The 14,509-nt window shown below is 69.1% G+C and carries 12 protein-coding genes; 10 read left to right on the forward strand and 2 right to left on the reverse strand.

All coding sequences use genetic code 11. The features are described 5' to 3' along the window. Positions 1-65 precede the first annotated feature (65 nt). Entirely contained in the window at positions 66-1,541 is a 1,476-nt protein-coding gene (locus OHS70_RS05955; RefSeq protein WP_328394394.1) for a helix-turn-helix domain-containing protein, read from the reverse strand. Between the two features lie 177 nt (positions 1,542-1,718). Here OHS70_RS05955 and OHS70_RS05960 point away from each other — a divergent pair, with 177 nt between their 5' ends. Further along, a complete protein-coding gene (locus OHS70_RS05960) occupies positions 1,719-2,318 on the forward strand; it encodes a hypothetical protein (RefSeq protein WP_328394396.1) in 600 nt (199 codons plus the stop codon). A 212-nt stretch (positions 2,319-2,530) separates the two neighbouring features. Here the strand turns inward: OHS70_RS05960 and OHS70_RS05965 are convergent, their stop codons facing one another. Further along, positions 2,531-3,100, reverse strand: coding sequence for an adenylosuccinate lyase (locus OHS70_RS05965; protein WP_328394398.1), 570 nt, complete (start codon positions 3,098-3,100; stop codon positions 2,531-2,533). A 408-nt stretch (positions 3,101-3,508) separates the two neighbouring features. On the opposite strand from OHS70_RS05965, the gene OHS70_RS05970 reads away from it, so the two are divergent. From OHS70_RS05970 to pssA, 9 genes are all read left to right on the forward strand, one after another. Further along, positions 3,509-5,290: a 3-hydroxyacyl-CoA dehydrogenase family protein gene (locus OHS70_RS05970; protein ID WP_328394400.1), complete on the forward strand. Its 1,782-nt coding sequence runs from the start codon at positions 3,509-3,511 to the stop codon at positions 5,288-5,290. A gap of 97 nt (positions 5,291-5,387) precedes the next feature. After that, positions 5,388-6,251, forward strand: coding sequence for a TetR family transcriptional regulator (locus OHS70_RS05975; RefSeq protein WP_328394402.1), 864 nt, complete (start codon positions 5,388-5,390; stop codon positions 6,249-6,251). A gap of 500 nt (positions 6,252-6,751) precedes the next feature. Next, positions 6,752-8,089 carry a crotonyl-CoA carboxylase/reductase gene (ccrA, locus tag OHS70_RS05980; protein WP_328394404.1) on the forward strand — a complete coding sequence of 446 codons (1,338 nt, stop codon included), beginning with the start codon at positions 6,752-6,754 and terminating at the stop codon, positions 8,087-8,089. A 16-nt stretch (positions 8,090-8,105) separates the two neighbouring features. Then, entirely contained in the window at positions 8,106-10,118 is a 2,013-nt protein-coding gene (locus OHS70_RS05985; protein WP_328394406.1) for a protein meaA, read from the forward strand. Continuing rightward, a complete protein-coding gene (locus OHS70_RS05990) occupies positions 10,115-11,089 on the forward strand; it encodes an HpcH/HpaI aldolase/citrate lyase family protein (protein ID WP_328394408.1) in 975 nt (324 codons plus the stop codon). The genes OHS70_RS05985 and OHS70_RS05990 overlap by 4 nt, the downstream gene beginning before the upstream one ends. 2 nt (positions 11,090-11,091) lie before the next feature. Next, the gene (locus tag OHS70_RS05995) at positions 11,092-11,604 is read left to right on the forward strand and encodes a MaoC family dehydratase (protein ID WP_099932427.1); all 513 of its coding nucleotides are present in this window, start codon (positions 11,092-11,094) and stop codon (positions 11,602-11,604) included. A 2-nt stretch (positions 11,605-11,606) separates the two neighbouring features. Continuing rightward, a complete protein-coding gene (locus OHS70_RS06000; RefSeq protein ID WP_328394413.1) occupies positions 11,607-12,812 on the forward strand; it encodes an acyl-CoA dehydrogenase family protein in 1,206 nt (401 codons plus the stop codon). Between the two features lie 168 nt (positions 12,813-12,980). Then, the gene (locus OHS70_RS06005; RefSeq protein ID WP_328394415.1) at positions 12,981-13,628 is read left to right on the forward strand and encodes a phosphatidylserine decarboxylase; all 648 of its coding nucleotides are present in this window, start codon (positions 12,981-12,983) and stop codon (positions 13,626-13,628) included. Next, complete coding sequence (pssA, locus tag OHS70_RS06010) at positions 13,621-14,478, forward strand: CDP-diacylglycerol--serine O-phosphatidyltransferase (protein ID WP_328405438.1); 858 nt, start codon at positions 13,621-13,623, stop codon at positions 14,476-14,478. The genes OHS70_RS06005 and pssA overlap by 8 nt, the downstream gene beginning before the upstream one ends. Positions 14,479-14,509: the final 31 nt, after the last annotated feature.

The raw sequence follows: 14,509 nt of genomic DNA on the forward strand, positions 1-14,509 counted from the left end.
GCGCAAGCGGGATCGTAGGCCAGGGTCGTCCGTACCGGATCGGGCGGGTACGCGCCGGACGCCGCTCACACGGCAGGGGCCCATCGGGCCGAGCCGGTGTCGTAGTCGTAGACGGGTCGGCCCCGGATGCCGCTCGTTCGGAACGGACGGCCGTGGTCGTCGATGCGTACCGTGCCGGCTCGGCCGCCGCTGCTCCAGGCCAGCTCCAGGTACCAGTCGCAGTCACAGGAGACCGCTCGGCCGGTGACCAGCAGTACCTCGGGATCGGTGACCGAGACCTTGTACGGGAAGGACACGGCGGGGATCGGCTCGCCGGAGTCGTTGCCGGCGACGGAGCGGGCGAGCGGACGGGGTTTGTCGAGGTCGACGTCGAACAGGCGGGGTGTGAGCGAGCCGCCGCAGCCGGAGCTCATCCGGTAGACGTTGTGGGCCGGCGGCGTCCGCCTGGCGAGCACACGGACCCGCAGCTCCTGCAGGACCACCGCCTTGTCGCTCCTGCCCTGCACGGTGATCCGTACGAAGGTGTCGCCGCCGTGCACCGCGCCGACGGACCGCGCCCAGGGCGCGGCGTCCGACGCGGCGGGCGGTGGTGGCACGGCAGATGGTCCGCGGTCGACCAGATAGGCGTGGTCGCAGCCGTTCTGCCAGACATGCTGATCGGTGGTCCAGGTGAATGGCGTGCCACTGCCACCAGGGCGGGCGGTCGTGGTGGGGCGGGGAGCGGGCTCGGCGGGAGCAGGGCTGTGCGGACCCGCGCTTGCGGACAGCCCGTCGACCGGGCCCGACGCGGTCGCGTCCGGCGAGGCGGATCCCTTGCGTAAGGCCGGAGCGGAGCGGGAGCCCGTGGTGTCGCCGCCGGGCCGCTGCGCGGTGGTGTCCTGTCCGCCGGACTCCCGGAGTGGGGACCGGTCGACGGCCAGCAGCAGGACGAGCGACGCGACGAGGGAGGTGACGAGGGCGGCGCCATAGGCGGCGCGGCGGCGTCCCGGTGAGCGGGGCGCGACAGGGAGTTCGGCCGGTCCTGCGGCCGGGGCGGGCGGCCCCTGGTCGCGCCCGCCGCCGAGCACGAACGTCGTCGTTGCGTCGGCGGCGTCGTCGGCATGGTCGGTGGCGGCATGCGCACCCGCGCGAGCGGCCTCGGACGCATCCGCGCCCGCGCCGGGATCCATGGGCGAGCCGTCCTTCGTCTCCGCCGCCTGGCCCGTGACCGGGTCCGCCACGCCCTCCTCGCCGGCCGGGTCCCCGTCACCGGTCGGTGCCCGTCCCACCCCGTTGTTCTCCTGGCGGCTGCTTCGCTCCACGTCGGCCCGGAGCCAGAGCCGGTGCAGCGCGAGCAGTTCCTCGCCCCGGCAGCCGCACAGCCGGGCCAGGCGTTCCACCGGGGCGAACTCCACCGGCACCGTCTGCCCGGCGCAGTAACGGTGCAGCGTCGATGCGCTGACTCCCACCCGGCGTGCCAGCGCGCCGTAGCTGCGGCCCGATGCGTCACGGATCTCCCGCAGCCGCCGCGCGAACGCCTCGGTCTCCCGCGCTGTGCTCACGACATCCACTCCCCCCGGCCGTCCCAGGACGGCATTCCACCCTCCTGCATGACCCCACGTCACGAGGGGTGGAATGGTTCCACCGTTCCACGGCCGCCCGCGGCGCTTGCCCGGCCGCCGCCCCGTCCGGAAGCTGGTGATCGTTCAGCACGCCGTCACCACGGGGGAACTGCTTTCATGAAGACATTCCGCACCGCTGCCCTGACCACCGCGGCCGTCACCCTGACGATCGTTCCGGTCACGACCGCCACCGCGGCAACGCCCGCGCCCAGGTTCCTCTCGGCATCCCAGCTGCCGGCCGCACCCACTCCATGGACGGCTGACCCGGTCCGCAAGGGCCTGCCCACCGAGGGCTCGGTCTGCACCGCAAAGATCACGCCCAAAGCGGGAAGCTCGTACCGCAACTTCCGCACCGACCTGGACACGAGCGCCCGCCAGACGACCACGGTCGCCCCGACCGCCGCTGCGGCCAAGGCCCTCGCGGCCAAGCTCAGTGCCTCGGTCGCGGGATGCCTCGACCGGCTCAAGGAGCAGTACCCGACCCTCGAGGGCGAAACCCTGTACCACGGCAGGATCGCCGTGGAGGAGGGCGCGCACATCTACAGCATCGACACCTCCGACACCGAGATCGGCTCGACCGACATCGCGCTGTACGCGATCGGCCGCGACGGCCGGACGGTGACCGTCGTCGAGTGGGGTCAGCTGGGAGACCTCGACGGCGCACCCGTCACGGGCTTCAAGAACACGGCACGCACAGCCGTGGCCAAGCTCTACTGACCACGGCACAACGGCACTTCACCACCAGCGGTTCACCCACAGCACTTCCGCAGCAGCGTTTCCACAGCGGCCTTCACAGAACTGAGAGAGCCGACAGAGCCAACAGAACTGTCCGTCGGCACCACTCGGCGGACATATCGGGGGAGCCGCGTGCTCCGGGTCCGGACTCCCGGCCCGGAGCACGCGGCGTGTGGACGCGCACCCCGCGTACGTCAGCCGAGACGGGCCAGCGCCGCCTCCGCCGCCGCCGCAAGACGCGGATGCGACCGCGCGGAGCTCAGTACCAGCCCCGCCCGCTCGTCGCCCAGCGCGCCCAGGCCCTCGACACAGGCCAGCGCGACCCGCCAGTGCGGATCGCCGGGGGCGGCCAGTCGCCGGCCGAGCACGGTGATCAGGGCCGGTACGGATTCCGGTGCCCGCAGCCGGGTCAGCAGGCGGACGGGCGTCAGGGCGTACGCGACGCGCAGCTCGTTGGTGGCGAGGGCCGCCGCGGCGCGCGGCGTGCGGGGATCGGCGAGCCTGGCCAGAGCGTGAGCGGCCGAGACACAGCGGTCGGGATCGCGGTGATTGAGCAGCAGGACCAGGGATTCGAAGGCCCGCCGGTCCCCCGCGCAGCCGAGCCGGAATGCGGCGATCTCACGGGCCCACAAGGGGCGTTGCGCTTCGGTGAGGACCGCGGCGAGTTCCTCGCGGTCCTCGGTGACGAGCAGACGCTCGTACGCCGCCTCGCCGCCCGCCTCGTTCCGCAGCCGGTGTGCCAGTGACCGTAACTCCTCGTCCACGGCCGTCAGGGTATCGGCGATTCGCCTCCGTTTGGTCGGCGATCCAGATCACACAGGGTCGGACGGCCCCAGGTCTGGCGCGCTCGTTACCCGCGAGTTAATCTCAAGTGAGCGGGGAACCCCCGCAGACCCGCGGTGGCCTGGTGACGCAGCCACCGCTGGGGGCACCTCCCATACCGCAAGGCATGGGGGAATGTCGGTTCGGCAGCTCAGTTTGTACGACGCGACTCGGGACAGAGTCCGTCGGCCCAGCACCACGACACGCGATTGCCGCGCGCCGTGCGCTTTCCCTCAGCAGCACGCCTTCGGACGGTCGGCCTTCCCGGCGTCCCGTCCCTGTGACAGCCGCTTCGCGCACCGGCCCGCCCACGCTCCTCATCAGTCGTCACTCATCCCTGGAGTCCCGTGATGGACACCCCTCTCTCCACCATTGCCGTCGTCGGCCTCGGCACGATGGGCACCGGCATCGCCGAGGTCCTCGCCCGCGCCGGACGTGAAGTCATCGGCATCGACATCAGCGACGCCGCCGCCCAGCAGGCCGTCGTCGCGCTCGAGGCCTCCACCGCCCGTGCCGTGGAGCGCGAGCGGATCACCGAGGAGGAGCGCCGCACCGTCCTCGCACGCTTCCGCACCTTCTCCGATCTGCAGGCAGCGGCCGAAGCCGACCTCGTGATCGAGGTCGTGCCCGAGTCGTACGAGGTCAAGCAGCTGGTCGTCCGTGAGCTGGACGCCGTCGTCCGCCCCGACGCGATCATCGCCACCGGCACCAACGCCCTGTCGGTGACCCGGCTGGCCGCCGAGTCGGCGCACCCGGAGCGCGTGCTCGGCCTGCACTTCTTCAACCCGGCCCCGGCGATGAAGCTGGTCGAGGTCGTCTCCTCGGTGCTGACTGCGCCGCCGGCCGTCGAGGCCGTCACCGCGCTCGCCCGTGAGCTGGGCAAGGAGCCGGTCAGGGTCGGCGACCGTCCCGGTTTCATCGCGGACGGGCTGCTCTTCGGCTATCTGAACCAGGCCGCCGCGATGTACGAGGCGAACTACGCCTCCCGCGAGGACATCGACGCCGCGATGAAGCTCGGCTGCGGGCTGCCGATGGGCCCGCTCGCCCTGCTGGACCTGATCGGCATCGACACCGCGCGCACGGTCCTGGAGGCCATGTACACCGAGTCCCAGGACCGGCTGCACGCTCCGGCCCCGATCCTGAAGCAGCTCAGCGAGGCGGGTCTGACCGGCCGCAAGGCGGGCCGCGGCTTCTACACGTACGCCGCCCCCGGCACCTCCGTGCTCGAGGCGGACGCCCTGACCCCGCAGCCGTCGGCCGAGGACGGTGCCGGCCGGGAGGTCGGCTCGGTCGGCGTGGCCGGCTCGGGCACCATGGCCAGCGGTATCGCCGAGGTCTTCGCCAAGGGCGGTTACGACGTCGTGCTCGCGGCCCGCAGCCTGGAGAAGGCGGAGGTGGCCAAGGCCCGGATCGCCAAGTCCCTTGCCCGCTCGGTCGACAAGGGCCGGATGACGGCCGAGGTCCGCGACGAGACGCTGGCCCGGATCACGCCGGCCGGCTCGCTCGACGCCTTCGCCGAGGTCGATCTGGCAGTGGAGGCCGTGGCCGAGGACCTGGAGATCAAGCAGCAGCTGTTCGCCACCCTCGACAAGGTCTGCAAGCAGGGCGCGGTGCTCGCCACCACGACCTCCTCGCTGCCCGTCGTCGCCTGCGCCCGCGCCACCTCGCGCCCGCAGGACGTCATCGGTATGCACTTCTTCAACCCCGCGCCGGCGATGAAGCTGGTCGAGATCGTCCGTACGGTGCTGACCTCGGACGATGTCCACGCCACGGTTCGCGCGGTCACCAAGAAGATCAAGAAGCACCCGGTGGACTGCGGCGACCGCGCCGGGTTCATCGTGAACGCGCTGCTCTTCCCGTACCTGAACAACGCGATCAAGATGGTCGAGGAGCACTACGCCTCCCTCGACGACATCGACGCCGCGATGAAGCTGGGCGGCGGCTACCCGATGGGGCCGTTCGAGCTCCTCGACGTGGTCGGTCTCGATGTGTCGCTCGCGATCGAGAAGGTCCTGCACAGCGAGTTCCGTGACCCGGGTCTGGCCCCGGCCCCGCTGCTGGAGCACTTGGTGGCCGCGGGGTGCCTCGGCCGCAAGACGGGGCGCGGCTTCCGCGAACATGCCCGGCGTTGATGCCGAAGGGGGCTGGGGAGGGCTGCTGAATCCGGGCGGTCCTCCCCCGTCCTCCGGCACGGGGATCGAGCCCCCGCAGGCGCGCTCGGCTGCGCGAATGCAGTACGTTCAGGTCATGCCCCAGCCCGCTGATCCCACCCGACGGCCCACCCGCCAAGGCGCCTCGTCCGACGCTCCGGAGAGCGCCGCAGGCTCCCGCGCCGCAGCCCAGCGTCTGAAGATGCGGCGTGAACTGGCAGCGGCGGCGATGGAGTTGTTCGCGACCAAGGGGTACGAGGCGACGACCGTCGACGAGATCGCCGCCACGGCGGGGGTGGCGCGCCGGACCTTCTTCCGGCACTTCCGTTCCAAGGAAGAGGCGATCTTCCCCGACCACGACGACACCCTGGTACGGGCCGAGGCGGTGCTGAACGCCGCACCCGCTCACGAGCACCCGCTGGACACCGTGTGCCGGGGCATCAAGGAGGTCATGCGGATGTACGCGGCCTCCCCGGCGGTCTCGGTCGAGCGCTACCGGCTGACCCGCGAGGTGCCCACGCTGCGGGAGCGGGAGATCGCTTCGGTGGCCCGCTACGAGCGGCTGTTCACGCGCTATCTGCTGGGCCATTTCGATGAGCGCGACCATCACGCCGGCAATGACGACCCGCTGCTGGCGGAGGTCGCGGCCTCCGCGGTCGTCACGGCGCACAACCATGTGCTGCGCCGCTGGCTGCGGGCGGGCGGCCAGGGGGACGTGGAGGCGCAGCTGGACCACGCCTTCGCGATCGTCCGTGACACGTTCGGTTCGGGGATCGGGGCAGGCCGGTCCAAGGGCGCGCTCCCGGCGGCCGCAGCGGCGCCCGGGGAGAGCGTGGAGGCCGCGGTGCAGCGCCACGGCGAGGTGGTGGTGGCGGTGGCCCGCACGGACGCACCGCTGAGCGAGGTCATGCGCACGATCGAGAGGGCGCTCACCGAGGGGTGACTCCGGAGGAAGAGTGAGGCCCGGGCCCGGTCCCGGGCCGATGTAACCCGCGCGACATTCCTCGAATTCGAATGTTGCGCGGAGACATCGAACGAACACGCACAGCAATGGCCGACCCGTACCGGGGCGGCCATTTGCCGCTATTTCGGGGGCCGTTCGATCGATCATCGCTCATCTGTGTCCAGCAGATTGCATCTGAGAGAAATCTTTGGCACGCAGTGTCTTGCGAGCTGGCACGGGGTGCCATACGTTGATGTTGTCCGGGCGGCCGGCGTGCAGAGACCTTTCGTACGCCGGCTGTCCCCGCAACCCACTCGCGGCTGCGCGCCCGGGCGCCTGCGTCACAGGCTTTTTCACCGCGCCTACCAGCGCTGCCAACTGCACCACCCGCCGAACCGACGGCACACCTCCACAGCAGCACCCCGACGTACCCCTCAGCGTTCGCCACAAAGCGCTTCTCCCCCGGCCCCGTCCGGGGGGACCCCCCTGGAGGCAACACCGTGAAGGAAATCCTGGACGCGATTCAGTCGCCGGACACCACGTCCGCCGACTTCGCAGCTCTGCCGCTCCCCGAGTCGTACCGCGCGATCACCGTGCACAAGGACGAGACGGAGATGTTCGCCGGCCTCGAGACCCGGGAGAAGGACCCCCGCAAGTCGATCCACCTGGACGACGTGCCGCTGCCCGAGCTCGGCCCCGGTGAGGCCCTGGTGGCCGTCATGGCCAGCTCGGTCAACTACAACTCCGTGTGGACCTCGATCTTCGAGCCGCTGTCGACCTTCGGCTTCCTCGAGCGCTACGGAAAGCTCTCCGAGCTCACCAAGCGCCACGACCTGCCGTACCACATCATCGGCTCCGACCTCGCGGGCGTCGTGCTGCGCACCGGCCCGGGCGTCAACGCCTGGAAGCCCGGTGACGAGGTCGTCGCGCACTGCCTCTCGGTCGAGCTGGAGTCCTCGGACGGCCACAACGACACGATGCTCGACCCCGAGCAGCGCATCTGGGGCTTCGAGACCAACTTCGGCGGCCTGGCGGAGATCGCGCTGGTCAAGTCCAACCAGCTGATGCCGAAGCCGGACCACCTCAGCTGGGAGGAGGCGGCGGCCCCCGGGCTGGTGAACTCCACCGCGTACCGCCAGCTGGTCTCCCGCAACGGCGCCGGCATGAAGCAGGGCGACAACGTCCTGATCTGGGGCGCGAGCGGCGGACTCGGCTCCTACGCCACCCAGTTCGCGCTGGCCGGCGGCGCCAACCCGATCTGTGTCGTCTCCAGCGACCAGAAGGCGGACATCTGCCGCGCGATGGGCGCCGAGGCGATCATCGACCGCAACGCCGAGGGCTACAAGTTCTGGAAGGACGAGCACACCCAGGACCCGAAGGAGTGGAAGCGCTTCGGCAAGCGCATCCGCGAGCTCACCGGCGGCGAGGACGTCGACATCGTCTTCGAGCACCCGGGCCGTGAGACCTTCGGCGCCTCCGTGTACGTGACCCGCAAGGGCGGCACGATCGTCACCTGTGCCTCGACCTCGGGCTACAACCACGAGTACGACAACCGCTACCTGTGGATGTCGCTGAAGCGCATCATCGGCTCGCACTTCGCGAACTACCGCGAGGCGTGGGAGGCCAACCGCCTGATCGCCAAGGGCAAGATCCACCCCACTCTCTCCAAGGTGTACTCCCTGGAGGAGACCGGCCAGGCCGCCTACGACGTGCACCGCAACCTGCACCAGGGCAAGGTCGGCGTGCTCGCGCTCGCTCCCCGCGAGGGCCTCGGCGTGCGCAACGAAGAGCTGCGCGCCAAGCACATCGACGCCATCAACCGCTTCCGGAACATCTGAGTCAGAGGCCTGTTAGATGACAGAGCGCCAGAAGGACCGGCCGTGGCTCATGCGGACGTACGCCGGCCACTCCACGGCCGAGGCGTCCAACGAGCTGTACCGGCGCAATCTCGCCAAGGGCCAGACCGGCCTGTCGGTCGCGTTCGACCTGCCGACGCAGACCGGCTACGACCCCGACCACATCCTCGCCCGCGGCGAGGTGGGCCGGGTCGGGGTCCCGGTCTCGCACCTCGGTGACATGCGCAGGCTGTTCCAGGAGATTCCCCTGGAGCAGATGAACACCTCGATGACCATCAACGCCACCGCCATGTGGCTGCTGGCGCTGTACCAGGTGGTCGCCGAGGAACAGGGCGCGGACATCACCAAGCTCCAGGGGACGACGCAGAACGACATCGTCAAGGAGTACCTGTCGCGCGGGACGCATGTCTTCCCGCCCGGTCCTTCGCTGCGCCTGACCACCGACATGATCACGTACACGGTGGCCAACATCCCCAAGTGGAACCCGATCAACATCTGCAGCTACCACCTGCAGGAGGCGGGGGCCACGCCGGTCCAGGAGATCGCGTACGCGATGTCCACCGCGATAGCCGTGCTGGACGCGGTCCGCGACTCCGGCCAGGTGCCCGCCGAGAAGTTCGGCGATGTCGTCGCCCGCATCTCCTTCTTCGTGAACGCGGGCGTCCGCTTCATCGAGGAGATGTGCAAGATGCGCGCCTTCGGCCGCATCTGGGACAAGGTCACGCGTGAGCGGTACGGCATCGAGAACGACAAGCAGCGCCGGTTCCGCTACGGCGTGCAGGTCAACTCCCTCGGTCTGACCGAGGCTCAGCCGGAGAACAACGTCCAGCGCATCGTCCTCGAGATGCTCGCCGTGACGCTGTCGAAGGACGCCCGTGCGCGTGCCGTGCAGCTTCCCGCCTGGAACGAGGCGCTGGGTCTGCCCCGGCCCTGGGACCAGCAGTGGTCGCTGCGCATCCAGCAGGTGCTCGCGCACGAGTCGGATCTGCTGGAGTACGAGGACATCTTCGCCGGCTCGCATGTCATCGAGGCCAAGGTGGAGGCCCTGGTCGCCGAGTGCCTGGCGGAGATCGACCGGATCCAGGAGATGGGCGGCGCCATGGCGGCCGTCGAGTCCGGTTACCTCAAGTCGCAGCTGGTGTCCTCGCACGCCGAGCGGCGGGCCCGGATCGAGGCGGGCGACGAGAAGATCATCGGCGTCAACATCTTCGAGACCACCGAGCCCAACCCGCTCACCGCGGACCTCGACACGGCGATCATGACGGTCGACCCGGCGAACGAGGCCCGCGTGGTCGCCAAGCTGCACGAGTGGCGCGACAACCGTGACGAGGCCCGTGCGACGGAGGCGCTCGCCGCGCTGAAGAAGGCCGCCGCCGGGACCGAGAACATGATGGAAGCCACCGTCGAGTGCGCCCGCGCGGGTGTCACCACCGGCGAGTGGTCCTGGGCGCTGCGCGATGTGTTCGGCGAGTTCCGCGCCCCGACGGGCGTCTCGTCCGCGCCGGTGGCCGTGACGGCCGAGGCGGGCACCCCGCTCGCCCTGGTCCGCGAGAAGGTGGCCCGCACCGCCGAGGAGCTCGGCTCGGGCCGGCTGCGGCTGCTGGTCGGCAAGCCCGGTCTCGACGGGCACTCCAACGGCGCGGAGCAGATCGCCGTACGGGCCCGTGACGCCGGCTTCGAGGTGGTCTACCAGGGCATCCGGCTCACCCCGGAGCAGATCGTCAGCGCCGCGCTCGCGGAGGACGTGCACTGTGTGGGCCTGTCGATCCTGTCCGGCTCGCACGCCGAGCTGGTCCCGGACGTGCTGACCCGCCTGCGTGAGGCGGGGGCCCATGACATCCCGGTGATCGCGGGAGGGATCATTCCCAACAGCGACGCCGAGGACCTGAAGCGTGCGGGAGTCGCCGCCGTTTTCACCCCGAAGGACTTCGGTATCACGGAGATCATCGGCCGTATCGTCGACGAGATCCGGAAAGCGAACAAGCTCGACCCTCTGGAGGTCCCCGCATGACCACGCCGATCCACCCGGTGAACCGTCTCCGTCCGCGCCGTTCCTGCCTGGCCGTGCCGGGCTCGAACCCGCGCTTCCTGGAGAAGGCCCAGGGTCTGCCGGCCGACCAGGTCTTCCTGGACCTGGAGGACGCCTGCGCGCCGCTCGCCAAGCCGGATGCCCGGCACACCATCGTGAAGTTCCTGAACGAGGGCGACTGGACCGGTAAGACGCGTGTCGTGCGGGTCAACGACTGGACGACGCACTGGACGTACCGTGACGTCGTCACGGTCGTGGAGGGCGCGGGCCAGAACCTCGACTGCATCATGCTGCCGAAGGTCCAGGACGCCCAGCAGATCGTCGCGCTCGACCTGCTGCTCACCCAGATCGAGAAGACCATGGGCTTCGAGGTCGGCAAGATCGGCATCGAGGCGCAGATCGAGAACGCGCAGGGCCTGAACAACGTCAACGCGATCGCGCAGGCCTCCCCGCGCGTCGAGACGATCATCTTCGGCCCTGCCGACTTCATGGCCTCCATCAACATGAAGTCCCTGGTCGTCGGCGAGCAGCCGCCCGGCTACCCGGCCGACGCCTACCACTTCATCCTGATGAAGATCCTCATGGCCGCCCGCGCCAACAACCTGCAGGCGATCGACGGCCCTTACCTGCAGATCAAGAACGTCGACGGCTACAAGGCGGTCGCACAGCGCGCCGCGGCCCTCGGCTTCGACGGCAAGTGGGTGCTGCACCCCGGCCAGGTCGACGCGGCCAACGAGATCTTCTCGCCCTCCCAGGAGGACTACGACCACGCCGAGCTCATCCTCGACGCGTACGACTACTTCACCTCCGAGGCGGGCGGCAAGAAGGGCTCCGCGATGCTCGGCGACGAGATGATCGACGAGGCCAGCCGCAAGATGGCCCTGGTCATCTCCGGCAAGGGCCGCGCCGCCGGCATGCAGCGCACCAGCAAGTTCGAGATCCCGGAGGCCTGACCATGCAGTTCGGACGCACCTACGAGGAGTTCGAGGTCGGGGCCGTCTACAAGCACTGGCCCGGGAAGACGGTCACGGAGTACGACGACCACCTCTTCTGTCTGCTCACCATGAACCACCACCCGCTCCACATGGACGTCAACTATGCGGAGAACACGACGGACTTCGGCAAGAACGTCGTCGTAGGGAACTACATCTACTCGCTGCTGCTCGGCATGTCCGTGCCGGACGTCTCCGGCAAGGCGATCGCCAACCTGGAGATCGAGTCGCTGCGGCACGTGGCGCCGACCTTCCACGGCGACACGATCTACGGCGAGACCACGGTCCTCGACAAGACCCCCTCGAAGTCGAAGAACGACCGCGGGATCGTCTATGTCGAGACCAAGGGCTACAAGCAGGACGGCACCCTCGTCTGCGTCTTCCGGCGCAAGGTGATGGTCCCGACCGAGACGTACATCAAGGAGCGCGGCGGCGAGCAGCCCGGCCGCCCGGAGCTGAAGCAGCAGGAGAAGTAGCCATGGCGCGACTCGCCCAGACCCACGGTCTGACCGATGTCCAGCAGGAGATCCTGGCCACCGTGCGGGACTTCGTCGACAAGGAGATCATCCCTGTCGCCACCCAGCTGGAGCACAAGGACGAGTACCCGACGCAGATCGTCGAGGGCCTCAAGGAGCTCGGTCTGTTCGGGCTGATGATCCCGGAGGAGTACGGCGGCCTGGGCGAGTCGCTCCTGACGTACGCGCTGTGCGTCGAGGAGATCGCCCGTGGCTGGATGTCCGTGTCGGGCATCATCAACACGCACTTCATCGTGGCGTACATGCTCAAGCAGCACGGCACGCAGGAGCAGAAGGACACCTTCCTGCCGCGCATGGCGCTGGGTGAGGTGCGCGGCGCGTTCTCGATGTCCGAGCCGGCCCTGGGCTCCGACGTTTCGGCCATCACGTCCAAGGGCGTCAAGGACGGCGACGAGTACGTCCTCAACGGCCAGAAGATGTGGCTCACGAACGGTGGAACGTCCAATCTGGTCGCCGTTCTGTGCCGGAGTGACGAAGGACACCCCGAGGGCACCGCGCCCCACAAGTCGATGACGACCTTCCTCGTGGAGAAGGAGCCCGGCTTCGGAGAGGTCCGTCCCGGCCTCACCATCCCCGGGAAGATCGACAAGATGGGTTACAAGGGCGTCGACACGACCGAACTCATCATGGACGGACTGCGCATTCCGGCCAATCGGGTACTCGGCGGCACCACCGGCCGAGGGTTTTACCAAATGATGGACGGCGTCGAGGTCGGCCGGGTGAATGTCGCGGCACGTGGCTGCGGAGTCGCGCAGCGTGCGTTCGAACTGGGCGTCTCCTATGCCCAGCAGCGCCACACTTTCGGCAAGCCGATCGCCCAGCATCAGGCGATTCAGTTCAAGCTGGCTGAGATGGCTACCAAGGTCGAGGCCGCCCATGCCATGATGGTGAACGCGGCACGCAAAAAGGACTCCGGGGAGCGAAACGACCTGGAGGCAGGGATGGCGAAGTACCTCGCCTCCGAATACTGCAAGGAAGTCGTCGAGGACGCCTTCCGGATCCACGGCGGCTACGGCTTCTCCAAGGAGTACGAGATCGAGCGCCTCTACCGTGAGGCCCCGATGCTGCTGATCGGTGAAGGTACCGCCGAGATCCAGAAAATGATCATTGGTCGTCGGCTGCTCGAGGAGTACCGGTTCCAGGGTTGATTGTCGCTTTCGAGTCGGTTCGGCCGCGAAGGAGATCACACCCTGTCATCATCTTCCGGCCGACGACTCGGCTGCCGGCTTTCCCAGTTACGGGTTGTACCCGATAACATCGCCGGAAAGCCGCCGTCCCCCATGCCAGCGCGGCATCATCCGCTACGAAGGTCATCCATGCCCCACAGCCAAACCTCTGCACCTCGCGGCCGTGTCCGCCTCGCGCGCGGAGCATCGCCGTGGCTTCTGCCGACCGTCGCGACCGCGGCGCTGAGCCTGGTGCGTGCGCGCCGGTCGAAGCGTGCCGCGGCCATCGCCGTGCCCACCACCGCGCTTGCGGCGGGCATGCTGTGGTTCTTCCGCGACCCCGAGCGCGAGATCGCACAGGGGCGGGTCATTTCGCCTGCCGACGGCGTGGTGCAGAGCATCATGCCGTGGAAGGACGGACGCACCCGCGTCGCGATCTTCATGAGCCCGCTGAATGTCCACGTCAACCGCGCGCCGCTGGCCGGCACGGTGACGTCGGTCGAGCACATCCCGGGCGGGTTCGTCCCGGCGTTCAACAAGGAGAGCGAGAACAACGAGCGCGTTGTCTGGCACTTCGACACCGAACTCGGCGACATCGAGATGGTGCAGATCGCCGGCGCGGTCGCGCGCCGCATCGTGCCCTACATCCCGCAGGGCACCAAGGTCGAGCAGGGCGATCGCATCGGCCTGATCCGCTTCGGGTCGCGCGTTGACATCTACCTTCCGGAGGGTGTCGATGTCGCGGTCGAGGTGGGTCAGACCACGACTGCGGGGGTGACTCGCATTGACCGTGATTGATCCCGATACACAGGCGAACTGGGCCGGCGAGACCGAGGAAGAGGACGACGCGGAGGAGATGCCCCTCTCTCTGCGCCTCTCGATAGCGGACACGCTCACGCTCGGCAACGCGACGTGCGGATTCATGGCGGTGTACTTCACCACCACCGGAATCCTCATCCCGGACCTTCAGGGCAGCGCGGAGACCGGCATGGCGCGGCACAGCGCCGCGACCGCCGTGATCCTCATGCTGCTCGCGGCGATCTTCGACCTCTGCGACGGACTCGTGGCGCGCAAGCTGCGCAGCTCGCCGATGGGCGCGGAGCTGGACAACCTCTCCGACCTGATCAGCTTCGGACTCGCGCCGGCGTACTTCGTGCTCGTCTACGGAATGGTCAGCGACAACGCCCACCAGAAGGTCTCGGCGGTGGCCGCGATCGTGGTGCTGCTGGCGGTGGTTCTCAGACTCGCGAGATTCTCGTGTGTGACCATGAAGGACGGTATGTTCCAGGGCATGCCGAGCCCCTTCGGCGCGCTCACGGTGGTCTCGATCGTGCTGCTGGAGCTGCCGTTCGTGCCGACACTGCTGGCGATCATCGGCACGGCATGGCTGATGGTGAGCCGGGTCGAGTACCCGAAGCCGCGGGGCGTCCTCGCGGTGGCGATGCTCGGCTGGATCGTCTCGGCGATGGGGATGCTGGCGGCGTGGGCGTTCGCCGCGCCGGGCGGTCACGTACTGCTCCAGACGGGATGCGCGCTGCAGATCGTGATGGCGGCGACGATTCCGCTGTTCGCGACGGCACGGCGGGTGAACACGTTCCGCGACAATCGCCGCGAGAGCCGCGAGGCGCGGGCGGCGCAGGTGCCGTAGGTGCCGAGGATGGACATGGCTGAGGGCCCGG

This window comes from Streptomyces sp. NBC_00390 (assembly GCF_036057275.1).
Classification (GTDB): Bacteria; Actinomycetota; Actinomycetes; order Streptomycetales; family Streptomycetaceae; genus Streptomyces.

Excerpts from the sequence above, each read along its gene's own strand:
- OHS70_RS05960 (WP_328394396.1), top strand. The coding sequence starts at position 1,719 with ATGAAGACATTCCGCACCGCTGCCCTGACCACCGCGGCCGTCACCCTG.
- OHS70_RS05970 (WP_328394400.1), top strand. The coding sequence starts at position 3,509 with ATGGACACCCCTCTCTCCACCATTGCCGTCGTCGGCCTCGGCACGATG.
- OHS70_RS05975 (WP_328394402.1), top strand. The coding sequence starts at position 5,388 with ATGCAGTACGTTCAGGTCATGCCCCAGCCCGCTGATCCCACCCGACGG.
- OHS70_RS05985 (WP_328394406.1), top strand. The coding sequence starts at position 8,106 with ATGACAGAGCGCCAGAAGGACCGGCCGTGGCTCATGCGGACGTACGCC.
- OHS70_RS05990 (WP_328394408.1), top strand. The coding sequence starts at position 10,115 with ATGACCACGCCGATCCACCCGGTGAACCGTCTCCGTCCGCGCCGTTCC.
- OHS70_RS05995 (WP_099932427.1), top strand. The coding sequence starts at position 11,092 with ATGCAGTTCGGACGCACCTACGAGGAGTTCGAGGTCGGGGCCGTCTAC.
- OHS70_RS06000 (WP_328394413.1), top strand. The coding sequence starts at position 11,607 with ATGGCGCGACTCGCCCAGACCCACGGTCTGACCGATGTCCAGCAGGAG.
- OHS70_RS06005 (WP_328394415.1), top strand. The coding sequence starts at position 12,981 with ATGCCCCACAGCCAAACCTCTGCACCTCGCGGCCGTGTCCGCCTCGCG.